This window comes from Caulobacter sp. AVps16 (assembly GCF_058681455.1).
On record NZ_CM178739.1, the window covers coordinates 1,915,851 to 1,940,692 of the forward strand.

Sequence of the window (24,842 nt, forward strand, 5' to 3'; positions counted from 1 at the left end):
CTTGGCGGCAAGCCTGGACGACAAGAGAACGCCCTTCGAAGCGCCCAGAATGAAGCTGCGCCAAAGCCTCATACTTCTGGCCCGCTGCATAATCCTGCGCTATGGACCCTTCGCCCGCGCGGCGCGCGGCCCGGTAGCTCAGCAGGATAGAGCAGCGCTTTCCTAAAGCGAAGGTCAGGGGTTCGAGTCCCTTCCGGGCCGCCAACATCAATGTTAAATTATTGAAAAATATAATGTTTTCTGCGCCCATCGTTCCCGGTACCAATTTTCGTCCCTACTTGGCGTGGCGATAAAGCGGTATCGCTTGGGACGGTTCCGGCCAAATAAGAGGCGCTCGAAACCTGGTTCCATCGCATTGGCCTCTCGCGTGCACGACCCTAGTGAGCCGTTGAGCATGTCCGCTTTAGGGACACGGTCGCGCCAGATGCGGACATTGGCGCTCCACCAACAACAAGGCCTTCAGATCAGCGCCTCGAGCTCAGCAATACGGTCGCGAAGCGACTTTACCAGCTCGTGCACACGCGGCTCCGGGAAGCGGCGGGTAATGTGCTGGGGGCAATTCCAGTCGAAGCCTTGGACCTGGATGGTCCAGTAACGCTCCACACGCCTGCGCGCCGCGTCCGGGGCGTCGACATAGCCTTCCGGCTGCTCTGAGCTGACCGATGCCAGGCCAAAGATTTTCAGCCGAACCTTCTGCTCGTAATCCATCAGGAAGAGGCAAACCTTCGATGCCGCATCGATGTTGCCAAGGCTGATGTACTGACGGTTTCCGCGATAGTCGGGGAACACAAGGCGGCGGTCGTCCAGGGGCTGCAGAAACCCAATCGGCCCACCTCGGTGCTGGACATAGGGCCAACCGGTCTCACCGACCGTGGCGAGGTAGAAACTATCCCGCTCAAGGATGAAGGCGTCTTCCTGGGGCCCCAGAGCGTCGCTGAAGGCCGGGCCGGCGTCGAAGCCCTCATAGCCACGACGGCTCCCTTGCGCCTCCTGCGCAGCGATGACGCCTGGCGTGAAAGCCAGCTCCATGAATCTATGTCCCATGGGTCACTTCCTCCATTGCTACTGCGGACTAGAGACCCAGATCTGATAGCCCTGGATGGTCATCAGGACGCCGGCCTTGCGGCCATCGGAACAGCCGATCCTGCTCCTGGATCTCCAGATCGTTGATGCTGGCGATCCGCAGGCGCATCAGCCCTTCGCCGTCGAACTCCCAGTTCTCGTTGCCGTACGAGCGCCACCATTGACCGGCCGCGTCCTGCCATTCGTAGGCAAAGCGCACGGCGATGCGGTTATCGGTGAAGGCCCAGAGCTCCTTGATGAGCCGATACTCGGCCTCGCGCTGCCATTTGCCGGTCAGGAAGCTGACGATCGCCGCCCGACCTTGCAGGAATTCGGCGCGGTTCCGCCAGACGCTGTCCTCAGTATAGGCCAGAGAGACGGCGTCCGGGTTCCGGGAGTTCCAGCCATCTTCCGCCATTCGCACTTTTTGAACGGCGCCATCACGATCAAACGGCGGCAGCGGAGGGCGAGCCATGGATATCTACCTTTGCATCGGAGTGGACGGCCGCGCTTCGGAGGGCCGAGAGGAAAGCCAAAGGGCGCGACCGCGACGGCCAGAACCCTGCAATGACCAGACACCAGAATCTGAGACGGGATAATCCGCCTTGTAGGCAATGATCAGTTTCAGCAGGCGAAACGGTCTTGACCGTCACGTCGAAATATCTGCGTCCATTTACTACGGCAGTCATAAAGCCGGGGCCTCGCACCTTTCAGTTCAGCCCAAAACTTGGTGCAGGTTCCCGTGCGCAACAAGCCACGAGGGAAGGCGCCGCAAGGCGCCGGATGCTCTCGGGATGAAACAATCAATTGCGCACAACGAGGCTTATTCACTGCCCCGCCACCCCATACCTTGGCGACGGGTTCAGAGGCACACCGCCAATGCCCATCGATTTCCTAAAGGGCTCGGCGCCCAACGCCGGCCGACGCAACCGGAGACTACAATGTCCTATAAAGCCGCTCGCGCCATCATCGGCGCTGTCAGCCTGATGATCGCCGCCCCTGTCCTCACGACCCAGGCGCACGCCATCGTTCCGACTTCGACGTCGGCCGTCAACACCGACACCGCCAATCTGGCCCTGCGCGGCTATGATCCGGTCGCCTATTTCAGCGCCGGCAAGCCGACCCTGGGCCTGGCCCGCTATTCGACCAAGTTCAACGGCGCCACCTATCACTTCGCCTCGGCTGAGAGCCTGAAGATGTTCAAGGCCAGCCCCGCAGCCTATGCACCGCAATATGGTGGCTTCTGCGCCATGGGCGTGGCCCTGGAGAAGAAGCTCGATGGCGACCCGATGGTCTGGAAGGTCGTCGACAAGAAGCTCTACCTCAACGTCAATCAGGACGTATCCGTCGCCTGGGGCCGTGACATTCCGGGCAACCTCGTCAAGGCCGAGGAGAACTGGCCTGAGATCATGAGCAAGACCCCCGACAGCCTGTAGTAGGCAGATCGGCAACCTCTTGTCGGACCAGTCAGGCCTTCTCCCCCCCCCCTGCCCCCCCGTGGAAGGTCGATAGGGGAGAGCGAGGTCACCGCCCGCCCCCTTCTGGTCTGGTCCGGCGGACGCCCGGCGCCCCCAGGATGCTCAACATTGGGCATCCTGAGGGGGCGTCGGGTTTGTCGTTTCCATCTGATGAAAGTGAGCCTTCCCAATGAAGCGGATTAGCCTGTCCTCGAGCCTGGACGCCCAGCTGGCGCTCGCCTTGTTGGCACGCTGCGTCTGTTGCGAGACGAGAGACAAACTTGAGCAAGAGGCCCGGTCGGCAGGCTTGACGGGCGCGGAAATCGATGCGGCGTGGGCAGGCCGGAGTTTCGACATCAAATGCTCAGCAGCCATAGGCTTTGCCCTGGCCGTGAGGTCTTTCAGCGAGATCGCGATCGCTACGAGTAGGACCCGCGCGCTACGCATGGGACTAACCCGCGAAGAGCTGGATCTTGTCGAGGCTCGGGCTTTGGAACTGGCTATGCTCGAGATCACAGTGGCCTCAAGGCCAGAACTTCTCGTTCCCCCGATCAAGACCCAGCACTAAGGCAAAGGACGCGGGCTCCTCTGAACACCTGTCGAGGCGCCCCAGATGGACTTTGCGAAATTGCTAGGTAAACCTTTCGCCAGAAGATTCGGCGGAGAATTAAGACGTGGCACGCCTCCAGGCTATGCAGGTGTTTGTCAAAGTCGCCGAAAGCGGTGGATTTGCTGAAGCCGCTCGACAGCTGAATATGAGCCCGCCGGCGGTCACGAGAGCTGTAGCACTTCTCGAGGAAGGGCTGGGGGCTCGGCTATTTACACGCACGACGCGCGTGGTTCGCCTGACCGAAGTCGGCCAGCGCTACTTTGACGACTGCCAGAAAATTCTCTCATACATCGAAGAGGCCGACGCCGTGGCGTCGGGTGCCTACAGCGAGGCCAAGGGCAGCCTGACAGTCACCGCTTCCGTGCTGTTTGGACAGATGTACATCATGCCAATCCTGCAGGAGTATCTGGAACAGAACAGTCAGGTCGTTGGCAAGTCGCTGTTTCTCGACCGAGTCACCAATCTTGTTGAAGAAGGCGTCGATGTGGCCCTGCGCATCGGCCACCTCAGCGACTCCGGCCTTGCGGCCATTCGTGTTGGCCAGGTGCGGCGGGTGATCTGCGGCTCTCCGAAATACTTCGAGCAACATGGGGCTCCTAGCGTACCCCAGGATCTGGCTGGACATCGGATTGTCGCGGCGACGAGCGCGTGGACCAATCTAGAGTGGCGGTTTGGTCGCGAGCGCAAGGTTTCGACCATGGTCGAGCCTCGCCTTTTCTGTAACAGCAACCAGGCCGTTATCGATGCCGCTCGGTCGGGGTGGGGGCTGACTCGCATCCTGTCCTACCAAATCGGCGCAGAACTGCGCGATGGCGACCTGCAGATCGTGCTGGCCGACTACGAGGAAGAGCCGTTGCCTATCCACGTGGTCCACCCAGAGGGTCGGCGGGCCTCAGCCAAGGTGCGCGCCTTCGTCGATCTTGCCGTGGACCGGCTAAGGGCCAACCGTCTGCTCAACTAGGGCGCCTCAGATCTTACGGCTCCAAAGAGATCGAATTTTTGCCCTGGATGGCGGCCCGTTCGGCCGCACCTTGAGATCAGCGTCACGCCAGCACCGTCTTGGCGACCAGTGACCGATAGGGCCCCTGGTCCCACTCCGCCCCACGCGGCAGCCGCGCCACCTCGCGCCCCCCTCGGTCGATCAGAACCGAGAAAGGGAAACCAAGGGCGCCGTAGCTCTTGGTGAGCTTGTTGTCCTTGGCCAGATAGGGCGTCAAATGCGCGAAGCGATCTCCCCAGAACTCGTCAACCGCCAGCCAGCCACGTCCGTCGAGCGAGACCGGAAGGACCGAAAGGTCGGAGGCAAACACAGCAGCCAGTCGGTCCAGACTCGGCATTTCTATGCGGCAAGGGCCACACCAGGTTGCCCACAGGTTCAGGAGGACGACGCGGCCGCGAAAGTCGGCGACCTGCCTCTCCCGGCCCTGCCGATCAGTGAACTTCCCAGTCGCAGCGGCACGTCCAGAAAACCCGTGGACGAGCGGCGGGGAACCAAGACCGCTGAGGTTCGTCTGAGCCTCGGCCGCCCCGGCGCCGGCCAGGGCGGCAAGGCCAAACACGGCACGCCGGCTAATAGATGGACCGGTCATCGGGCGAAGCGCGTCCGCAACAGGTGATCGACCGAAATCGCGCCCGGGCCCTGGACCAGGATGGCTGCGGCCATCGCAAACCACCCCAGATGTACGCCCAGAAAGGCGTCCGGGTAGACAAAGAGCTGGATGACCAGGGTCATCACAAAGATCCCGAGGGCGGAAGCGCGTGTCGCCAGGCCCACAAAGAGGCTCAAGGCAAAGGCATGCTCGGCATAGGTGGCCAGATGAGCGGCCAGATCGGGGTCGATCAAGGGCAGCCGATACTCTTCGGCAAAGAGGAACTTGGCGCTGTCGGAGACCGTCAGCAGACCTTCAACCTTGGTGCGGGCAGAGGTCCAGAACACGCCCGCCAGGCCCCAGCGCAGCAACAGGCGCGGCACACTGGGCGGGACGAGGTCAAGCGTCGTGTCCAGGCGACGGAGGGACCGCGAGAGGAAGCTATCGTCCGTATACGAGTTATTGTGCATCGATCTTGCTTTCGTTGAGGAGGACAAGGGCTTGCAGGTCGAGCAAGCGCCGAATGGCTTGGGCCGCAGCAGGTGCTGCATCAGGGCCCAGGGATTCGAGGGCCGTCTCGAGTGAGGCGGGGTTTCGAAACACGTCCGCTATGGCAGCCTCGGTGTCGTCCAGAGCATGGGCTCCGACCGTGTGCGCATCGCGCACGATCAGGCCGTTCTCCGGGCGCCAGTCGAGTCCCGCCAGGTCTTCACCGGTCTTGTGAGCTTGCCAGATAGAGACAATTGGATAGAGCGAACGGATCAACTGGGTAGAGCCGCGCCACCGCAGCTGGCTTTCGACCCCAAGCTCCGTGAGATTCCCGGCCGGGTCGTCGCCCTCGTCGCTGGCGTAGAAGGCCTGAACAAGCGCGTACTCAAGCCTGGCGACATCGGCCAGATAGGGAACCGGAGCGGCGGGCCCAAAACGCCCGATAAATTCGGCAAAGCTCTCGCCATAGTCGCGCAGAAGGCGCGACGTAGGCGGCGTGAGCTCCAAATAATCCTGCGCCATCGCGCGGAAGAACCCCTCGCCAACCAGTTGCTCAACGACCGGGAAGCTCTGCGACAGGGCTCGCAAGAGCGCATGCCGATAGTTGTTGCGGTAGATCTCGAACGCTGGGCTCCTCTCCGGAGGCAGCGGTCCGCTCTCCAGCACAGCCTGAGCGATGCGCGCAATCTCAGACATGATCCGCGCCGATCTGGCCCATCAGGCGCCGGGCGTGCCGCAATTCCGCTAGCAGGGTTTCGAAGGGCGGGACGTCATTGTCCCTCTCGATCAGCGTCGGACGCGCGCCGATACGCGCCATTAGGTCGACATAGAGTGCCCAGACGGGATCGGCGACTGGGGCGCCATGGCTGTCGAGCAGCTTTCTCCCGTCCATCTCGAGCAGTACGCTCTCATGGCCGGCAAGGTGAATTTCACCGATCTGATCGACCGGGAAGTTGTGAAGATAGTGAGCTCCGCAGAACCCGAGATTCTGGGCCGAGACGTAGACATTGTTGATGTCCAGCAGCAGGCCGCAACCGGTGCGTTCGGTCAGGCGCTGAAGAAACTCGGTCTCTTCAAGCTCGCCCCCGGCCAAGTGATAGTACCGAGCTGGATTCTCCAGCAAGATTGTGCGGCCCAGCACATCCTGAACGGCTTCAATATGATCGCCGACCCGATTGAGCGCTGCAGGACTATAGGCGATTGGCAGCAGGTCGTTGAAGTAGACCCCTTCATGTGACGACCAGGCCAGATGCTCCGAAACCGCCGCTGGCCGTACCCAGTCGACCAGCGCCTTCAGGGCGCTCAAGTGCGCGCGGTCGGGTGGCTCGTTTCCGCCGAGCGAGAGCGCAACCCCGTGCAGGGAGATAGGATAGGTCTCGGCGAGCCGCTCGAGCAAGGCCCGCGCCGGGCCGCCGGCGGCCATATAGTTTTCTGCGTGGACCTCCAGAAAGCCGACTTCGGCGCAGCCCTCAAGCAGCGCCGTGGCGTGCTCGCGCCGGAGGCTAAGCCCCACGGCGACGGGCAAGAGCCCGCCGCCGGCCGAACGCTCGCGGCGCACGGGAATTCCCAAGGGCGTCGGAATGTCAGGTGGAGTCGACAAAGGCCTATGCCTTCGGCTTAGCCGTAAAGGCGCTGAGTTGGCCAAGGCCCGTCGCCGAGGTCGGCGATTTCATCGTAGTGCAGGTCCCCTTGGGAACGAGCGTCCAGGCATTGGCCTGATAGTCGATCTTGGAGGTCCCAGCACATGACGTCCCGGGGCCTGCCGCACAGTCATTGTGTCCGGCGAGAGAAACCCCAAAGCACTTTTCACGCGCAGGCCGCTCGGCTGCGGAGGCAACCATCGGGGTCAGGGCGACAGCGAGCACACCGGCCAGGAAGGCCGAACGGCTAATCGACATTGTAATCTCCATCGTGAAGTCTGCGATTGGCGAAGACAGTCAAAAGGACCGCCACGCAGACGCTGACACCGAGGAGAAAGATCTGATCGTTCGGGCTAGGCGTTTTCAGAACATTCTGCGCCTTGCCTCACCGCAACACTTTACTTGAAGTGCTCGCAGCCAGGCCCCTTACGTTTGATGAAACAAAGACTGCAGGTTAGGCGCTGCCGTCTCGTTTCACTCCGCAAACCCTTCTCGCTCGGCTTGTGCGCCGGGAATGAAGATAGGCCGCTGTTCCTGCCGCGATAACATATGCGAAAAGAGAGTGTGTCTTTCACTGTGCGCAACAGTTGGGCTACCGGGAGCGACGTGGTCGTTGGCTGCCAAAGGCGCTTCCACACTTGAAGCAGGCCAATCACCGCCCGCTCCCAAGGGCGGAGAGCATTTCACCCGCGCCACACCCCAGATCGAGCGCCTTGACCATCCCGACAGTCAAACCGGCCTGCTAAGGATCCGAGCACGGCTTGAACCTGCCTGACCAGTGGCCGCCTCGGCGCTCGCCTGGACGTCAAATCCTGGCCAATCTTCAAGGCTGGTCATCCGCTCCGCCCGCTGATTTTCAGCCAAGATCGCCGCCCCCTGATCCGGCCCCGCGCGTTCGGCAGGATGGAGGCCCGGCCGCAATGCCGGCCATCCCAAATTCTGGAATGGTGTGTTCCGAAATAACCCTATTCCGGGCGGCGAACGAACCATCGAAGTTGCCCGGCACTGGGCGATGGGTTCCGGCAAAGCGTCACGATCCGCGAGGCTTCAAGGCTCTTCTTGGCCTCACACAACGCTTGGTCGTCGCCGGCGGCCAGCCATCGCTCCGAACGTTCCGCAACCGGCAGAGCTGGGCGAGCGGCCGCTCCGATAAGAACAGGTGAAACGTGACGCGCGACGGGCTGACTGAAAAGATCTTGGACATCAAGCGCCGGCGGGACCTGACATGGAGCGACATCTACGCCCACGCCCTGCCGCTCTCGCCTGCGCTGACCGTCGGGGCCTTGCTGGGCCAGATGAGACTGGGGCCAGACGCGGCCGTGAAAGTTGGCACCTTCCTCGCGCTCGATGCGGATGAGATCAAGATGCTCGGCGAGGTCCCAAGCCGCGGGACGCCGATGCCGCCCACCGATCCGCTGCTCTATCGCTTCTATGAGCTGCTGATGGTCAATGGACCGGCTTGGAAGGCCTTGATCGAGGAGGAATTTGGCGACGGCATCATGTCTGCCATCGATTTCAACCTCGATCTGGGTCGCCAGGTCGATCCCAAGGGGGACCGCGTACGGATCGTCATGAGCGGGAAGTTCCTGCCCTTCAAATACTACGAGAGTGATCGCGACGCCGCGTTCGCCTTTGTACCTGACTAGGATCTGAGTATGGCCCCGCCCCTCAAGGAAGCTGCGGGTTCACAGCCGAGCGCTGAACTTTCAGAGGAACGTCGTGCCGAATGGCGGGGCCTTCTTGGACATCTCACCAACCAGGGCGCCCGGCTCAGGTTCTTCCCGCACCGGGCAGTGATGTTCCTGGCCCTCGCCCAGTCGCGGGAAGGCGCGGCGCGAGCGGATCTGATCGACCGTGCGCAACAGACCCTGAACGACTTTGACGCGTTGGTGAGAGGTTTCACGACCGATCCAAGCGTCTTTGCGATCGGAAAAGAGCTCTTCATCCACCTTGGCCAGTTCCTCGCCCCCCACCAGACGGTGTTCGATGAAACCGCTGGCCGCTTCTCCAGGGATTGCGCCTTGCTAATCCGCGCCATGCGGGAACGTGGGGGCGAGGTCCAGGCGCTTTTCGAACTATCCGAATTCGTCTCGATCACGTTGCTTGAGCGGATGAATGCGTTGGTCGAGCAGTTTACGGCCGAACTGTCGCGCGTGTCCGAAGAGGGCAAAGCTAGGCTAACGGGTTGGCTGGCGGACTTGGATCGCCTCAACAGCTCCGTCTACATGATCTCGATCAACGCGACGATCCAGGCTGCCCGCTCAGGCGAGTCCGGACGAGCTTTTGCTTTGATAGCCAACGAGATCAACGGCCTCAGTGGGGAGGTAAAAAGGATCACTTCGACCATAAGGCGTAACATGATCGGCACCTGACGCGCCCAACTAGCGAGCGGGCGCGGGTTGACCAATAATCAGACCACCCGAGCTCTGAAGGCCGCGCCCCTAAGTCTCGCTACCTAGGTGGGTATATCCCTATTCGGCGGCGACCAGACACTTCTCTGCCCCTGCCCAGCTCAAACAAGCACCGCAAGCGAAGCCGCCTCAGCGATCGTTGTCAGCAGCAGGGCGGCGTTGATCGGCTTTGGCAAGAACGCGTAGAAACCCAGATCCGAATAGTGCTCCATATCGCCATCCAGCACGTCCGCGCTAAGGGCGATAATCGGAGGGGGACGCCAACCGGGCGGAGGCTCGTCGCGAATGATCCGAGTGGCCGTAACTCCGTCCATGATTGGCATGCGCAGATCCATCAGGCAGACGTCAAACGGTCGCGCGCGCATCATTTCAAGGGCGACCGCCCCATTGTCAGCGACCGCACAGACATGGCCGGCGCTCTCCAGGATGGTCCGGACCAGGCGTTGGAGAGTCGGATTATCCTCAGTGATCAAGATATCCAGTGAATGGCTCTCAACTCTTGCCAGGCTCTCAAGCTGCCGGATCTTCTCTCGACAGGCCTCTGATGGGATTTCGAACCAAAATCGTGCACCACCCTCTTTTCGGTTCTCGGCCCCGATTTCACCATTCATCGCCCGAACCAGATGAGCACTGATGGCCAAGCCAAGGCCTGCGCCCTCGTGAAGACGAGAAGCAGAGTTGTCGGCCTGTTCGAAGGGCTCAAAAATGCGCTCAGCGTCCTCTGCTGGAAAACCTGGTCCAGTGTCGACGACATCGACTCGAAAACGCCCCGACTGCGCCGGCCCTATCCAGGCCGCTGATACCTCCACGACACCCGCATCCGTAAACTTCAGAGCATTCCCGACCAAGTTGACGACGACCTGCCGCAGCCGGTCAACATCGGCGGTCACGAACTCTGGCAAGGGTTGGGCGACTTTTAACGAAAGACAGAGACCCCTCTTGGCTGCGATTGGCGAAAGCAATCTAACGATTGCGGCCAACACCTCGGTGGGATTGATCGGGACCGGCCGAATCGCCATGTTCGCTTCCGCTTTGGCCAAGTTCAGCACATCGTTGACGATCGCATGCAGGGCATGAGCGGCTTCAAGCAAGGACGACACATAGTCCTGCTGCCTCGCGTCCAATGAGGTTTGGGCGAGAAGCTCGGTCAGTCCGATTACTCCCGTCAGGGGCGTCCGCAGCTCGTGGCTCATTGTTGCCAGAAAACGCCCCTTGACCCGTGCCGCAGCCTCAGCTCGCTCACGCGCTTCGGCAAGATCCGCAAGCGCTTGCTTGTGAGCCGTTACGTTGAAATGGATGGCGAGATAAGCAACCGGCCGACCGATTTCGTCGAGTTGTGGCGTAATGGTGGTATCTAGCCAGTAAAGCGCGCCGCATTTGCGCTTGTTGCAGATCGTACCACTCCAAGCGCTGCCTGAAGAGGCTGCCTCATACATTTGGGCAAATAACTCGGGTGGGTTGGTCCCGGAGCTGACAAGTTGGTGACTGGCCCCGATGATTTCTCCACGCGCGTAGCCACTCACTTCACAGAATTTGTCATTGCAGTCGATGATCCCGCCGCTCAGATCCGTAAGAACGACGATCGCGGCCTTGTCGCAGGCGCGTGCGAAAAGACTCGTACTGTTGGCCGGAGGTTGGACGGCAGTCGCAATGGACATCGGGATAACTCCCCAGTTGGCCAGTGCCTGCAAGCATTTGGCCCCTCGAATGAAATGCGCAGCGTCCATCTTGCGGCTATCTTGCCTCAGCGATTAGCCGCAGATTTCGCAAAACAGCGTTTCAGGGAGTGCAGACAAACCGTCGGCAGCCGAGGCGTTTATTGCGCATATCGGAATCGGTCCTTCCAGATTTCGACCGTTCAGCACCAGGAAGCCAGCCGTCATGTTGAAGGGGTAAGTTTCAAACCGGAGAACATCCATGCAATTCTATCGTTTCCCGCTTTCGGGCCACTCGCATCGCGTCGAACTCTTTCTGTCGCTGCTGGGCGAGACCGCCGAGTTCGTCGAGGTCGACCTGCGCAAGGGCGCCCACAAGCAGGCCGACTTCCTCGCCCTCAATTCCCTGGGCCAGGTTCCCGTCTTGAAGGATGGTGACGTCGTCGTTGCCGATTCCAATGCGATCCTCGTCTATCTGGCCAAGAAGTTCGATCGTGCCGACTGGCTCCCGAAAGATGCTGCGACTGCCGCCAGGGTGCAGCGTTGGCTGTCGATTGCTGCGGGCCAAATCGCTTCAGGTCCGGCCGCTGCACGACTGATCACCGTCTTTGGTGCGGGTCTGAATGCCGCCGAAGTCATCGCGCGAGCTCATACCATTCTGCAGGTCATGGATAGCGAGCTGGCAGGTTCGGACTTCCTGGCCGGTGACCGCCCCACGATCGCCGACGTGGCGGCCTACACCTATGTGGCACACGCACCGGAGGGCAACGTGGCCCTGGAAAGCTACAAGAACGTTGGGGCTTGGCTGGCCCGCGTCGAGGCGCTTCCTGGCTTCGTGCCGATGCAAAGCACGCCGGTCGGTCTGGTCAAATGATCACCCGCCTGCGCCGACGCCTGCTGAATTTCTTCAGCCGCGTTGATCGGCGCGAAGCCCGGGCGCCGTTAAGCCAGCAAGAGTTCCAGGCCCTTCGCCTGGATTGCCTGGCGACCGGTACGCCCTGCTAGTCTAAAAATGGGGCCGGCGCGTTGGTGCCGCCATTGGAGCAAGTTTCAGTGACACATGGCGATCCCACCCGTTGGCCCCACGACCGCTCCCCCTTCCACGAGGGCGAGCAGGCGCTCCAGGAACGTCTGGGCGTGCGGGCAAAGATTGAAGCGACCGGCCGGAAAATCATCCGCGGTCAGATGCCCGATCAGCACCGGACGTTTTTCGAACAGCTGCCGTTCATCGTCTTGGGATCTCGTGACGCCACGGGCCAGCCCTGGGCGACGCTGCTCGACGGCGCGCCGGGCTTCGTCCAGTCTCCGAGCCCCGCAACGCTTACCCTGGCTGCGGCATTCTCCTCTGGGGACCCCGCGGCCGAAGGCGTGGCCGCAGGGCAACCGGTCGGCTTTCTAGGCATCGAACTCCACACCCGACGCCGTAACCGGGTGAACGGGCGGGTTTCAGCCCGAGGGCCCGAGGGCTTTTCGGTCGATGTGGACCAGAGCTTTGGTAACTGCCCTCAGTACATCCAGGGGCGTCATTTCGAGCGCGTGGACCAGATGCTGCTGGGCCAGCACGCTCCCCCCAAGCGAACCCCAGGGCTGTCCCAAGAGGCCGCGTTGCTCGTAGCCCAGGCGGACACGTTCTTCATCGCCTCAACCCACACCGACAAGGCCGCGCTAGATCCAGTCAACGGTGTCGATGTTTCCCATCGGGGCGGCAAACCTGGCTTTGTCAGGGTTCAGGGTGATGTGCTCACCATCCCGGATTTCCTGGGGAATTTCCTGTTCAACACCCTGGGCAATATCCTCGTCGAACCGCGTGTCGGACTTGTCTTCCCCGATTTTTCGACTGGTGATCTTTGGCACATCTCGGCGAAGGCCGAGATCATCTGGGACGGGCCCGAGGTGGCGGGCTTCGCCGGGGCCGAGCGGCTCTTGCAGTTTACCATTCTGGAGACCGTGAAGGTTGCCGCCAGCCTGTCGATCCGTGCGATCGGCGACGTTGAGGCATCACCCTATTTGGATAAGACCGGATCTTGGGAGGCCACGGAGCCCGGCGCCTGGGGCAAGGGCGAATTTCGTGCTTTTCGCGTCGCGTGGGCCGAGCCCGAAACCGAGACGGTACGGTCTCTGGTTCTGAAGCCGATGGATGGAGGCAGCGTGCCCGTCCACAAGGCTGGGCAGCACATCTTTGTGCGCTTGACGGTGAACGGGGCGCTGGAATTGCGCCCCTATACAGTTTCAGACGCCGCCAATGGCTCAAGCTACCGCATAAGCGTCAAGCGACAGGGCCGTTTTTCAGAGGCCGTCCATCAGCTGAACGTTGGTGACGTCGTCGAGCTCCTCCCACCACGTGGCGAGTTTGTCTTTGACGAAGCTGCGCCGCGACCGGCGGTCCTGCTTTCCGCAGGTATCGGGGTTACGCCGATGATCGCGATGATCAATCGGATCCTCGTCAATAACGGCCGTAGCCGTTCACAGCAGCGCCTGTGGTTTTTCCACGGTGCGCGCAACAGCCTTGACCATGCCTTCCGCCACCACATGGTCGACAAATGCGCAAGGCATAGCAACCTCACGATGGTCACGGCCTATAATGAGCCTTTGCCGAACGATGTCTTGGGGCGCGACCACGACATTACAGGTTGGGTTGACTTGGCCCTCCTGAAGGCCCGGCTGCCTTTCGACGACTACGAGTTCTACCTTTGCGGACCGCCGCCATTCATGAGCGCCCTGTCGCAGGGTCTGCTGGGGATGGGCGTTCGTCCCGAACGCATTCATTCGGAAACCTTTGGTCCGGCCGCGATCAAGCCCAAGGCCATTGAGACAGCCGTCAGCGCAACAGGCCGGAAAGCAGCGCGAAGCGCGGCCACTGAAGGCGATGGACAGGCCGTGGAGGTGGAGTTCCGCGCAAGCGGTAAGCACGCGACCTGGCGGCCGGGGGATGGAACGCTTCTTGAGCTTGCCGAGCGCGAGGGCCTTTCTCCCTTGCATAGTTGCCGATCGGGTTCGTGCGGCGTCTGCGCAGTTAAGCTGCTCAGCGGCGCTGTCGGCTACGAGAACAGCCCCACTGCCCATTATGAAGATGGTGAGGCCCTGATCTGCAGTGCGGCGCCCAAGCACGATGGCGGTGATGTGCCCGGGCCGCTTGTCTTGGACGTCTAGCCGGCCCTCAAGGGATTGAGCGTGTGAATGTGCTGCGTAACGCTACCGCCCACGAGGTCGGCGTTTGCGCGGGGGCTCGCCTTGTCACCGCTTACACTCCGCCTGACGGAAGGCACTATTGCGCAAAAGCAGGATGGCGCTGAGCGCCGCCGATCCGGACACTGGCGCAGCTGCCAAGGTTGACAGCGCATCACGTTCGCGGAGAGGCCGGGCGATTTTCGCCAGGGTCCGGCGACATTTCGTCAGGGATCGAGCATGGCCAAGAAGGTCTTGTTACTTTTGGCAGATGGTTTCGAGCCGCTGGAAGCGGCTGGCTTTACCGACGTACTGGGCTGGGCCAACATCGATGGCGAAGAACCGATCGACCTCGTTTCGGCTGGTCTTCGCCCGATGCTTCGGGCCACGTTCGGCTTTTCGGTAGTCCCCGACCAGAACGTCCAAGATCTCGATCTTGCCACCTTTGACGCCCTGGCCATTCCTGGCGGCTTTGAAGGCGCCGGCTTTTACGACGACGCATTGTCGCATGACTTTTCGGAGGTGATCCGTAACTTCGAAGCGGCGGGCAAGCCGATCGCCTCGGCCTGTGTGGCGGCACTCGCGCTCGGCGCGGCGGGTATCCTGCAAGGCCGGCGCGCGACGACCTATCATCAGGTTGGCGGAAAGCGAAAAGCTCAGCTTGAATCCTATGGCGCGACGTTCGTCGATCGCCCGCTGGTCATTGACGGCGCACTGATTACCTCAACCGGCCCCGGAACGGCCATCGAGGTCGCCTTCGCGCTCCTGGAAATGCTGACTTCGCACTCGAACGCGGACCATATCCGCCATGTCATGCGGATGCCCCGTCCCGACGCGGCGTGGCACGCCCTGCCTCAGGTTTTGACGGTGGACGCGGAATTCAACACGGACTCTGACGAACAGGTGCTCAATGGCTGACTACGACTTCGACCTGTTTGTGATCGGTGCCGGTTCAGGCGGTGTGCGCGCAGCACGTGTGGCGGCGATGAGCGGCGCCAAGGTCGCCGTGGCCGAAGAGTACCGGGTGGGTGGAACCTGCGTCGTGCGCGGATGCATTCCCAAAAAGTTCATGGTCTATGCCAGTGAGGTCTCTAGCCAGCTGAAGACTGCGGCCGGCTATGGCTGGACGATCGGCGATGCGCGCTTCGAATGGACAAGGTTCCTGCAGGACAAGGACGTCGAGATCGCCCGGCTGTCAGGCGTCTATGTCACCAACCTCCAGAAGGCCGGAGCCAAGCTCCTGCACGGTCGCGGGCAGATCGTTGACGCCCACACCGTCGAGGTCCTGCCCAAGACCGGCAGTGACGACGCCGGAACCTACACCGCCCGCAGGATCCTGGTCGCAACGGGCGGTCGCCCCGTGCGTCCTGAGTTCCCGGGCGCGGAACTTGGGATCACGTCGGACGAGGCCTTCCATCTGCCGAGCCTGCCCAAGAGCATACTGGTGGTGGGCGGCGGCTACATTGCCGTCGAATTTGCCGGAATCTTCAACGGCCTGGGCGTCGAGACAACGCTCCTCTATCGCGGCGCCAACATTCTGCGCGGCTTTGACGACGACGTGCGCATGCACCTGGCCGACGAACTGGAAAAGCGCGGGATCAAGGTCGTCCTGGGCTGCTCGCACACGAGCATCAAACAGATGGACGACGGCCATCTGCTGAGCACCCTGAGCAATGACCTGACCTTCGAAACAGGCGCGGTGATGTTCGCAACCGGCCGCGAGCCCTATACGCGGGGCCTCGGTCTGGAGAAGGCCGGTGTGGGCCTGAATGACAAGGGCGCGATCGCCGTTGACGCCTTCTCCAAGACGAACATCGACAGCATTTGGGCTGTCGGCGACGTCACCAACCGCATCAATCTGACGCCCGTGGCGATCCGAGAGGGGGCCGCCTTTGCCCAGACCGAGTTCTACGACAACCCCACCAGCTTTGATCATGACATGGTCGCCTCGGCCGTCTTTTCACAGCCGCCGGTCGGCTCGGTCGGCATGAGCGAAGCGCAAGCCCGTCAGGCTTATGGCAAGGTCGACATCTATCGCTCCGTCTTCCGACCGATGAAGGCCACCTTCTACGGCGGCCAGGAACGGTGCCTCGTCAAGCTCGTCGTCAGGCAGGATGACGAGCGGATCGTGGGCGTCCACGTTGTTGGACCTGACTCCCCTGAGATCATTCAGATGGCGGCGATCGCGCTGAAGATGGGCGTCACCAAGCCACAGTGGGACTCCACCTGCGCGGTTCACCCGACCCTGGCCGAGGAACTGGTCACGATGCGCGAGAAGTACGTGCCCTCCGACGTGGGAACGTAGCCTTGATCCAGGCCCTGCAGGCTGGTGCGCGGTCTGGAAGCCTTTGGATGAGTGCCGCCTCGCGCTCCGCCCCGACAGCCCGATTTAGCCGACCCGCACAGATTTATGAGGACGCCGTGCATGGCCGACACCACTAGCCTGCAGGAGCGTCCGCTGACGCTCGACGACCTGACCGCCTATTTCGCTTCAGGCTCCAAGCCCAAGGAGGCCTTCCGCGTGGGGGCCGAGCACGAGAAGTTCGGCTTCTATCTCGGCTCGCACGCGCCCGTGCCCTATTACGGCGACACCGGCGTCCACGCCCTTCTGGTCGGCCTGCAGCGCTTTGGCTGGAAGCCGGTGATGGAAGGCGAGGTCATCATCGGGCTGGAGCGCAACGGCGCCAATGTCAGCCTGGAGCCCGGCGGCCAGTTCGAGCTCAGCGGCGCGCCCCTGCTGACCATGCACGACATCTGCGAAGAGACCGGCCAGCACCTGGACGAGGTCAAGACCGTCGCCGACGAACTGGGCCTGGGCTTCATGGGCCTTGGCTTCTCGCCGGTGTGGAAGCGCGAGGAAGTGCCGGTGATGCCCAAGGGGCGTTACGTCATCATGCGCAACTACATGCCCAAGGTCGGTGGCCTGGGCCTCGACATGATGCTGCGCACCTGCACCGTGCAGGCCAATCTCGACTTCTCGTCCGAAGCCGACATGGTCGCCAAGTTCCGCATGAGCCTGGCCCTGCAGCCGATCGTCACGGCGCTGTTCGCCAATTCTCCGTTCACAGAAGGCAAGCCCAACGGCTTCCTCTCCAGCCGGGCCAATGTCTGGACCGACACCGACGCCGACCGCACCGGCCTGCTGGATTTCGTGTTCGAGGACGGCTTCGATTTCGAGCGCTACGCCCGCTACGCCCTGGACGTGCCGATGTATTTCGCCAAGCGCGGCGACCGTTATATCGACCTGGCCGGTCGCAATTTCCGCGACTTCATCGACGGCAAGATCGATGAGCTGCCCGGCGAGCGCGCCTCGATCAAGGATTGGGCCGACCACACCACGACCCTGTTCCCGGAAGTGCGCCTGAAGACCTATCTGGAAATGCGCGGCGCCGACGCCGGCCCGTGGAGCAGCCTCTGCGCCCTGCCGGCCCTGTGGACCGGCGTGTTCTATGATGACGCCGCCCTGGCCGCCGCCTGGGACCTCTGCAAGGACTGGACGGCTGAGGAGCGCGCCCAGCTGCGCCGCGACGTGCCGGTTCTGGGTCTGCAGGCGCCGATCGCCGGGCGCACCGCCCAGGACGTGGCCAAGGATTTCGTCGCCATCGCCAAGTCGGGCCTCAAGGGCCGGGCCCACATGAACGGCGGGTTCCTCGACGAGACCATCTATATGGGCGAGCTGGAAGAGATCGCCGACAGCGGCTTGACCCGGGCCGACCGCCTACTGGAGCTGTATCACGGCCCCTGGCAGGGCGATGTCAGCCGGGTCTTTACAGACTGCGCCTACTGGGACGCGCAGTCCAAAACTTAAGCCGGAGACAGGCAGACAGGCTTTCCGCTCCCATCCAGAGGAAGCGGCGAGCCTGGCCGCGGGCAGCGAGGACGTGCCGACATCGTGCCGAGCCAGGTTTGAGGCGAGTTCAAGCTCGCCATGTTCGGTCAGGACCAGACCGAGTACCGCCCAGGAGGTGCAGACCCGAGCCTATTTGGCTCAATCCGGTTGACCCTGATGCTTTGAGCCTAAGCACCCGTCCAGCGTCGGAAGAGCAGACTGGCATTGACCCCGCCAAAGCCGAACCCGTTAGACAAGGCCAGGTCGACCTGCGCCTCGCGAGCTGTGGTGACAATATCAAGACCTTCCGCCAACGGGTCTCGAGACTTCAGGTTCAGGGTCGGCGGCAAAACACCTCTGGAAAGGGCAAGGACAGTGAAGGCGGCCTCCATACCCCCGGCGCCGCCCAACAGATGTCCCGTCGAGGCCTTTGTCGCGCTGATAGCTGGGCCGCCCTCGACGCCGAAAATGGCCCGAATGGCTGCCAACTCGCCGGCATCACCGACCGGCGTCGAGGTTGCATGAGCGTTGATGTGACCCACCTGGCTGGCGGAAACCCCGGCCTGCTTCAGGGCGGCCATCATGGCTCGTTGGGCGCCCGCCCCATCAGCAGGCCCTGCGGTAAGATGATAGGCGTCAGCGCTGGTGCCATACCCGACAAGCTCTGCGAGCGGCTGGGCCCCGCGAGCCAGCGCATGGTCCAGTGCTTCAATCACCAGAATGCCAGCGCCTTCGCCCATCACAAAGCCGTCGCGGTCGGCATCGAAGGGCCGGGAGGCGTGTTCAGGCGTGTCGTTGTAGGCGCTCGACAGGGCCCGAGAGGCAGCAAAGCCACCCAGGCTGACATGGTGGATCGCCGCTTCGGTTCCGCCGCAAACGGCGATGTCGGCTTCGTAATTCCGGATAAGGCGGGCAGCATCACCGATCGCCTGCACGCCTGCCGCGCAGGCGGTTACCGGCGCGCCAATGGGACCGTTGAAACCGTGGCGGATGCTGACCCAGCCAGCGGCCAGGTTGGCCAGAAACGAAGGTACCGTGAACGGTGAAAGCCGGCGCGCCCCACGGGCGTCGGTGGTCCGAACGGCCTGGGCCAGGGCGGGGAAACCGCCAATACCTGATCCCACAACTGTTGCAGTACTCTGACGGCCTGCCTCGTCCTGAGGTGCCCAACCCGCTTGAACGAGGGCCTCCTCAGCCGCCGCAAGTGCGAACGGGATGAAGCGATCCATTTTCTTCTGGTCCTTGGATGAGACGACCGTCTCAAGGTCAAACTCACCAAAGCCTTGCCCCTCAGGCACAGGTGCCACGACCTGCGCGGCAATATCGGGAGCCACCTCAGCTGCCAGACGCCGCAGGCCAGACTCTCCGGCTAGCAGGCGCTCCCAGACCGTTTCGACACCCACGCCAAGGGGCGTGACCAGACCAAGGCCCGTAACAACGATACGGCGCATGAGACCTACTTCCGATACTTTCCCGCGACCGGGCGTGACTGCTCCGGACCACGAAGCTGAGCGCTGTTTTGGCTGCGGCTCTTCCAATTGAGAACCACCACTCATGGCAATGCAGTCTTCCGCCCCGGGCAGCTTGCTAGAACACCTCCAGACACAGAGTGTGCGACATGCCAGTCAGCTCGGCCCGGGGCCGGGTTGACTGGAAAAAGCCCAACCCGCCAGCCCTTCTGTTCGGGTCGCCCTGAAGTCTAAAAGCTGCGAGCCCGAAAATCCGATGATCCACTCGCGCCGACAATTCCTGACATCTGTAACGGCGAGTGCCGGGCTCGCCGCTTTGCCTACCGCAGCCCGCGCCAGCAGTGATCGTCTGAAAATTCTCTATACTCGTGCCGCCCAGCAGCACTATCCCGACCAAAACCCTGTGATCGTAATTCCGGGAATTCTCGGCACACGCCTGGTCGACGGGGCGTCAGGGCAAACCGTCTGGGGGGCCTTCGATGGCTTCTCTCTCAACTCATCAGATAAAGCCAACGTTCGCAGGCTGGCCTTCCCGTTCCACCGTGAAGGGTTGTCGCCTGACCTGCTGACAGACCTACGTCCCGATGTGGTCCTCGACCGTGTCAGCGTGAAACTCCTGGGCATACCGTTCCAGCTTCGTCAGTACGCCCAGATTCTATCCACGCTCGGCGCGGCGGGCTATCGTGACGAAACCCTCCATCCTGACGGCCTCGACTACGGCCCAGGGCACATCAGCTGCTTCCAGTTTCCTTATGACTGGCGGCGCGACAATGCCGAAACTGCGTTAGCCCTCAAGCAGTTCATGGACGAAAAGCGGCTGGTCGTTGCTGACGGCTATCGCGAGTATTTCGGCTATGATGTTGCACCGGAGTCCATCCGCTTTGACGTCGTCGCCCACTCGATGGGGGCCGTTATGTTCAGATATTTCATGCGTTATGGCGGCCAGCCGCTGGAGTCGCTCGGCGCGGGTCCAACACTTGACTGGGCCGGCGCGGCCTATGTTGATCGCGCAGTCCTCGTAGCGCCCCCGAATGGCGGAAGCGGGGAAACCATGCGGCTCCTGCTGGATGGCCAAGACTTTGGGCGCCCTGTTGCGCCCAGGTATCCGCCATCGATCCTTGGATCATTTCCTTCCGTCTACCAGTTGCTGCCTCGATCCTGGTCGCCAACGATTGAAGGCGTAAAGGGTGAGAGTCTCTTTGACGCGACAACTTGGGTTGACCGTGGCTGGGGATTGGCGGCGCCGGACCAGGCACCGGTGCTTGCCAGCATCATTCCCGAGGTCGCCGACGCAAATCGGCGCCGCCAGTTGGCGCTCGAGCATCTCCAGACGAGTCTGACGCGAGCCCGAAAATTTCATACGGCGCTCGACAGCGCACAGGCAGCGCCGGTGGGCTTTGAGCCCTTCCTGGTTGCCGGTGACACGGTGCCGACGCCGGATCGCTATCGATTTGACGGGCAGCGTAAGCGGCTGACCGTGACCAGCTACGCCCCCGGTGATGGAGCGGTCACCCGTTCCAGCGCCCTGCTCGATCAGCGCACTCCTTCCACCTGGACACCGCGAATTCAGTCTCCGCTGAGGTTTCGCAGCGTGTTGTTCACCGAGCAGGACCATCTTGGGCTGACCAGGACAGATTTGTTTTCAGACAATTTGCTATTCTGGCTGCTGGAAGAACAGCGCGGCGGATTGAATGTACGTTATTCTATTTAGCCGGCGTGACGCTGGTTGGATCAAAATGCTCCTTCAGGGCGCTGAAGCTTTAGACGCAAAATCCAACTGGGAGGCTGTCGCCATGCAGCAACAGCCTCCCAGATCAGGATTGCCAGGCTAGCCTCCCGAAAGCTCGACCTAGAAGGTCTTGCGCACTCGCACGGTGACGAAGGTGCGTGGATCAATCATTCGGCTCTCTACGTAGGCGACTGCGCGATCAGGGGCGCGATTTGAGAAAACCGTTCTCTGCACATTGAAATCGTCCCAAAGCGTCAGCTGGGTGCGAACGGACAGCGTCGGGTTCGGCTTGTACTCAGCGAATACCTGCGTATATCCGGAGCCTCGCACGTTCACGACCTGATCTACATTATAGTTTCTGTCGATGAGAAGAGGCAGCCAGTTCACGCCCCATTGGACCTTGTATCGGGTCAGGTCCTGCTGAAACCCGACTGACGCGAGGGTTGGACGCACCCCCGAGATCGGACGGGTCCGGCCCGTCGTGGGATCCTTCACCTCGGTCTGATCCCAGTCGTTCTTGAAGGTTATCCGGCCGCCCTTGAGGCCAGCCCTGTCGGTCGGCACGACAATGTTCACGCTGAGGCGATCCAGCTTGCCGTCGCCGATGTTCCCCGTTGCTGACAGGTTTCCAGGTAGCGGTAGGCGGTCGATCACGCCGATAATCTCATCATGGCGATAGGCGATAGCGACAATGCCTTCGCCCCAGAAGCGGCGCTCATATCCGATCTCGCTGATCCAGCGTTGCTCGGGCTTGAGGTCAACATTGCCGCCATAAACGCTGTCATCATCCAGCTCTGCCGACGCTGCGAAGTCGCCAAAGTCCAATTGGCCAAGCTCCCGCTCAAAGCGGATACGCACCTGGCTATTGGCTGCCGGGGTCCAGGTCGCAAGGAACCGGGGTTTGGCGTAAAAGAAATTCTTCTCATTGTCCGCGTCGCCCGACTGCTTGATGGTCGAGGTCTCCAGTCGCAAACCACCCTCAAGTGTGAGGCGCGGATTGATCCGCCATGTGGCCTTGGAAAAGCCCTCGCCGCGCAGCTCCTCGACCTTGAGCGAAGCGCTGGGCAACGGCACGGCCGCCCCGCCTACCGAGTAGGCCTGCGTCACGTCCAGCACGTTGTAGGCAAGCTCGCCGCCGGCTTCGAAGGTGACGGCCTTGCTCCAGTCGTGGCGAACCTGGGCGCGCAAAATCGTCTCCGAACTGTCGCCGTCTGCGGTGAACCGCTGCTGCGGGCTCGCAGTGCCGCCAAGCGTCTCGGTGCTGGTCGACGCGTTGTCGAAGGCCTCGAAAGTGTGGATCGCCCGCGTCTCCAGCGCCCAGTTGGGGGCCAGGGGCCGAGTATAAGTCAGGCCAAACTCACCGGACTGCCCCTCTTCCGCGTAGTTGCTGCGACGGTCAGCGACCGACGACACAAGGGCCTGCCACTGCTGCCAGTCATTGACCCCAAAGCGGGCCGTTGCCTCGATCTTGCCGCCGGCCAGCGGCCCAGAATAATTGCCACGAATACCGCGATTGCCACCCCAGCTATCGTTTAGGAAGGACTCCTCGCGGATTGGCTTGCCACTTCCGTCACGACGAATGTTCACGCCAGGGCCATTGGCGTCGCTACTGCTGATGCCGTCACTCAGGGTCACTCCCCAGCTCTTTTCGCCGTCGGTGGCCGTGAATTGATAGCTGCCGCCGAAGAGGTCCCGCCCCCCGTCAAACTGCGTCGTATTCCAAGTGAGGATCGATTGTCGGCTTGTGGCCTTCTTCAGGATCACGTTCACGACCACCGAATAGCCTTGCATATCCACGCCGGGGGCTCCGCCGCGGATCAGCTCGATACGCTCAACGCGCCCGGCTATCGTTCTGGACAACACGTTGCTACCTGTGTCGTTCTTCGAGGCCGGGCGAGCTCCGTTGATCAGAATGTTTCCGACCGCACCCTCGAAGCCACGAGCGCCGCTTCCGTCCTGAACCGAAAAACCTGGTACCCGCTGCACCATATCTAGCGCCGTGTTCGGTCGCTGGGCGGCGAAGAAGTCAGGCTGGAAGACCAGCACCCCGCGCTGCGCAGCCTGCGCCGGCGGGTTGGGCTGCTCAGTCAAAGGATCAGCAGCGTGGGCTACAGAGGTCAGCAGCGTCGCAGCCAGACCCGCTAGAAAAAGTTCTCTCGACATGAAGTCGCCTCGTCAAAAATGAGGCGGCGTTACTCCGCCGTCCGCTCCTCACGAACAAGTGGAACAAAAGGAATGGAGCATTTCAATTCACGCAACTATGCGTATTACCAGATTTTAATAAAGACATCGCCCTAAATGATCGGAAACTATCGAAATAAATACGCCAAAGCAATGGTGATATATATGCATATAATATAAGTTTATACTCACAGTCAGAAAATGGATATCGAGAAAGATAGGCAAAATACAGACGCGCGGCACAAGTCAACTCAACATTTTGAGCCGTCCTTTATGTCAGGTACGGAAGAGATTTTCGACCAGGTCCATCGCAGAGCCGTTTGGTACGACTGCTTTCGGCACCGCCCCATCGTCCGCGCCGACTGGGAAGGCCAGGCAGGCACTCTTAGGCAATCAGCGGCTGAGACGGTGTATTTCACTAATCGAAACGGTCGTCGGCCACCGACCACACTAGGTTCTCCTCACCCCGCCCAGCCCTGCGCTGCCGGAAGGGGCGGCTTGCAAGCAGCGGAGTTCGTCGATGGACCAGTACACTCTCCAATCTGGCTCTAACGAGCTCGCCCTAGTTCTCGGCCAACAGCCGCAGATCGGCCCACTCGGCAGTCAGCACGTAGTCGTGCGCATGATGGCGACGAGCCTGAATTATCGCGATTTGCTCTGCAGAGGCGATCTGGAGGGCACCCGACAAGGCCTGGTTCCACTCTCTGATGGCGCCGGTGAGGTGATCGAGGTTGGCTCAGGCGTTAGCCGTTGGCGACCAGGTGATCGCGTTAGTCCGGCCTTCTTCCCAAAATGGCGCTCCGGCCCTTTCCGGCCCGAACATCTGGCGGAGGCTCTCGGCGGCTCGAACACGGACGGCGTGCTGCAAAGCCTGTTCGTGGCGCATGAAGATGCGTTCGTGCGGATCCCGGACCGTCTGTCGTTTGCCGAAGCCGCCACCCTGCCCTGCGCGGGTGTGACCGCGTGGCATGCGCTGTTTGAGCGTGATCAGGTAGGGCCCGACCACACCATCCTTGTTCAAGGGACCGGCGGCGTTTCCATCATTGCGCTCCAACTGGCGCACGCCGCAGGCGCGAAGGTTATCGTAACATCGTCGTCTGACGCAAAGCTCGCCATCGCAAAGTCCATGGGAGCCTGGGCGGGCGTGAACTACAAGACGGCGCCTGACTGGGATCAGGCTGTTCTTGACCTGACGGATGGACGCGGCGCCGATCACATCCTCGAACTGGGCGGCCCGGACACCTACAATCGTTCGATCAACTGCCTCGCATTCGGGGGAACGATCTCACAGATCGGCGTCCTCACGGGCTTCGGTTCCAAGCCGGACATTACACCACTGCAGTTCAAAAATGGTCGGATCAACGGCATCTGCGTTGGGTCGGTCGAACACTTCGAGCGGCTCATGGCCTTCGTCGAAGACCACGCGATCACCCCACGCGTGTCCAAGACTTTCAAATGGAGCGGGGCGGCCGAAGCCTATGAGGCCCTGAAACATTCTGACCACTTCGGCAAGGTGGTCATCAATACTCAGGACCATTCCTAGCGGCGTCGAAATC

Annotated in this window: 21 protein-coding genes and 1 tRNA gene; 12 read left to right on the forward strand and 10 right to left on the reverse strand. The window is 61.7% G+C overall.

All coding sequences use genetic code 11. The features are described 5' to 3' along the window. The first annotated feature begins 127 nt into the window (after positions 1-127). A tRNA-Arg gene (locus tag ACW17U_RS09255) sits at positions 128-204 on the forward strand. 255 nt (positions 205-459) lie between these two features. Here the strand turns inward: ACW17U_RS09255 and ACW17U_RS09260 are convergent. Both ACW17U_RS09260 and ACW17U_RS09265 read right to left on the reverse strand, forming a co-directional pair. Beyond that, on the reverse strand, positions 460-1,029 hold the full coding sequence (locus ACW17U_RS09260) for a pyridoxamine 5'-phosphate oxidase family protein (RefSeq protein ID WP_492055645.1): 570 nt from the start codon (positions 1,027-1,029) through the stop codon (positions 460-462). A gap of 43 nt (positions 1,030-1,072) precedes the next feature. Further along, the gene (locus ACW17U_RS09265; RefSeq protein ID WP_492055646.1) at positions 1,073-1,480 is read right to left on the reverse strand and encodes a nuclear transport factor 2 family protein; all 408 of its coding nucleotides are present in this window, start codon (positions 1,478-1,480) and stop codon (positions 1,073-1,075) included. Between the two features lie 523 nt (positions 1,481-2,003). Here ACW17U_RS09265 and ACW17U_RS09270 point away from each other — a divergent pair. Together ACW17U_RS09270 and ACW17U_RS09275 are read left to right on the forward strand one after the other, a co-directional pair. Next, complete coding sequence (locus ACW17U_RS09270; RefSeq protein WP_492055647.1) at positions 2,004-2,498, forward strand: YHS domain-containing (seleno)protein; 495 nt, start codon at positions 2,004-2,006, stop codon at positions 2,496-2,498. Positions 2,499-3,193: 695 nt separating this feature from the next. After that, positions 3,194-4,090 carry a LysR family transcriptional regulator gene (locus ACW17U_RS09275; RefSeq protein WP_492055648.1) on the forward strand — a complete coding sequence of 299 codons (897 nt, stop codon included), beginning with the start codon at positions 3,194-3,196 and terminating at the stop codon, positions 4,088-4,090. A gap of 82 nt (positions 4,091-4,172) precedes the next feature. On the opposite strand, the gene ACW17U_RS09280 is transcribed toward ACW17U_RS09275, so the two are convergent. The 5 genes from ACW17U_RS09280 to ACW17U_RS09300 are packed head-to-tail and all read right to left on the reverse strand — an operon-like array spanning position 4,173 to position 7,105. Beyond that, positions 4,173-4,688: a TlpA family protein disulfide reductase gene (locus tag ACW17U_RS09280; protein ID WP_492055649.1), complete on the reverse strand. Its 516-nt coding sequence runs from the start codon at positions 4,686-4,688 to the stop codon at positions 4,173-4,175. Positions 4,689-4,714: 26 nt separating this feature from the next. After that, the gene (locus tag ACW17U_RS09285) at positions 4,715-5,188 is read right to left on the reverse strand and encodes a DoxX family protein (protein WP_492055650.1); all 474 of its coding nucleotides are present in this window, start codon (positions 5,186-5,188) and stop codon (positions 4,715-4,717) included. Further along, complete coding sequence (locus ACW17U_RS09290; RefSeq protein WP_492055651.1) at positions 5,178-5,903, reverse strand: HvfC/BufC family peptide modification chaperone; 726 nt, start codon at positions 5,901-5,903, stop codon at positions 5,178-5,180. The genes ACW17U_RS09285 and ACW17U_RS09290 overlap by 11 nt, the downstream gene beginning before the upstream one ends. Next, the gene (gene bufB / locus ACW17U_RS09295) at positions 5,896-6,765 is read right to left on the reverse strand and encodes an MNIO family bufferin maturase (RefSeq protein WP_492055652.1); all 870 of its coding nucleotides are present in this window, start codon (positions 6,763-6,765) and stop codon (positions 5,896-5,898) included. The genes ACW17U_RS09290 and bufB overlap by 8 nt, the downstream gene beginning before the upstream one ends. Positions 6,766-6,811: 46 nt before the next feature. After that, the gene (locus tag ACW17U_RS09300; RefSeq protein ID WP_492055653.1) at positions 6,812-7,105 is read right to left on the reverse strand and encodes a BufA1 family periplasmic bufferin-type metallophore; all 294 of its coding nucleotides are present in this window, start codon (positions 7,103-7,105) and stop codon (positions 6,812-6,814) included. 938 nt (positions 7,106-8,043) lie between these two features. Here ACW17U_RS09300 and cynS point away from each other — a divergent pair. Together cynS and ACW17U_RS09310 are read left to right on the forward strand one after the other, a co-directional pair. After that, on the forward strand, positions 8,044-8,493 hold the full coding sequence (gene cynS, locus ACW17U_RS09305) for a cyanase (RefSeq protein ID WP_492055654.1): 450 nt from the start codon (positions 8,044-8,046) through the stop codon (positions 8,491-8,493). Positions 8,494-8,502: 9 nt separating this feature from the next. Then, entirely contained in the window at positions 8,503-9,219 is a 717-nt protein-coding gene (locus ACW17U_RS09310) for a hypothetical protein (protein WP_492055655.1), read from the forward strand. A gap of 140 nt (positions 9,220-9,359) precedes the next feature. On the opposite strand, the gene ACW17U_RS09315 is transcribed toward ACW17U_RS09310, so the two are convergent. Beyond that, positions 9,360-10,985 carry a PAS domain-containing hybrid sensor histidine kinase/response regulator gene (locus tag ACW17U_RS09315; protein ID WP_492055656.1) on the reverse strand — a complete coding sequence of 542 codons (1,626 nt, stop codon included), beginning with the start codon at positions 10,983-10,985 and terminating at the stop codon, positions 9,360-9,362. Between the two features lie 190 nt (positions 10,986-11,175). Between ACW17U_RS09315 and ACW17U_RS09320 the strand changes: the two genes are divergently transcribed. From ACW17U_RS09320 to ACW17U_RS09340, 5 genes are all read left to right on the forward strand, one after another. Next, positions 11,176-11,787, forward strand: coding sequence for a glutathione S-transferase family protein (locus ACW17U_RS09320; protein ID WP_419252839.1), 612 nt, complete (start codon positions 11,176-11,178; stop codon positions 11,785-11,787). Positions 11,788-11,966: 179 nt separating this feature from the next. Beyond that, positions 11,967-14,063, forward strand: coding sequence for a 2Fe-2S iron-sulfur cluster-binding protein (locus tag ACW17U_RS09325; RefSeq protein WP_492055657.1), 2,097 nt, complete (start codon positions 11,967-11,969; stop codon positions 14,061-14,063). A 255-nt stretch (positions 14,064-14,318) separates the two neighbouring features. Then, entirely contained in the window at positions 14,319-14,996 is a 678-nt protein-coding gene (locus ACW17U_RS09330) for a DJ-1/PfpI family protein (RefSeq protein WP_419252841.1), read from the forward strand. Then, positions 14,989-16,383 carry a glutathione-disulfide reductase gene (gor, locus tag ACW17U_RS09335; RefSeq protein ID WP_492055658.1) on the forward strand — a complete coding sequence of 465 codons (1,395 nt, stop codon included), beginning with the start codon at positions 14,989-14,991 and terminating at the stop codon, positions 16,381-16,383. The genes ACW17U_RS09330 and gor overlap by 8 nt, the downstream gene beginning before the upstream one ends. Before the next feature lie 120 nt (positions 16,384-16,503). Next, positions 16,504-17,886, forward strand: coding sequence for a glutamate--cysteine ligase (locus ACW17U_RS09340; protein ID WP_492055659.1), 1,383 nt, complete (start codon positions 16,504-16,506; stop codon positions 17,884-17,886). A 209-nt stretch (positions 17,887-18,095) separates the two neighbouring features. Here ACW17U_RS09340 and fabF read toward each other — a convergent pair whose 3' ends face one another. Next, positions 18,096-19,463: a beta-ketoacyl-ACP synthase II gene (gene fabF, locus ACW17U_RS09345; RefSeq protein ID WP_492055660.1), complete on the reverse strand. Its 1,368-nt coding sequence runs from the start codon at positions 19,461-19,463 to the stop codon at positions 18,096-18,098. Positions 19,464-19,632: 169 nt separating this feature from the next. On the opposite strand from fabF, the gene ACW17U_RS09350 reads away from it, so the two are divergent. Continuing rightward, on the forward strand, positions 19,633-21,087 hold the full coding sequence (locus ACW17U_RS09350; RefSeq protein ID WP_492055661.1) for a lipase/acyltransferase domain-containing protein: 1,455 nt from the start codon (positions 19,633-19,635) through the stop codon (positions 21,085-21,087). A 138-nt stretch (positions 21,088-21,225) separates the two neighbouring features. On the opposite strand, the gene ACW17U_RS09355 is transcribed toward ACW17U_RS09350, so the two are convergent. Further along, positions 21,226-23,268 carry a TonB-dependent receptor plug domain-containing protein gene (locus ACW17U_RS09355; RefSeq protein WP_492055662.1) on the reverse strand — a complete coding sequence of 681 codons (2,043 nt, stop codon included), beginning with the start codon at positions 23,266-23,268 and terminating at the stop codon, positions 21,226-21,228. Positions 23,269-23,806: 538 nt separating this feature from the next. Between ACW17U_RS09355 and ACW17U_RS09360 the strand changes: the two genes are divergently transcribed. Continuing rightward, positions 23,807-24,829: a zinc-dependent alcohol dehydrogenase family protein gene (locus ACW17U_RS09360; RefSeq protein WP_492055663.1), complete on the forward strand. Its 1,023-nt coding sequence runs from the start codon at positions 23,807-23,809 to the stop codon at positions 24,827-24,829. The last annotated feature ends 13 nt before the right edge of the window (positions 24,830-24,842 follow it).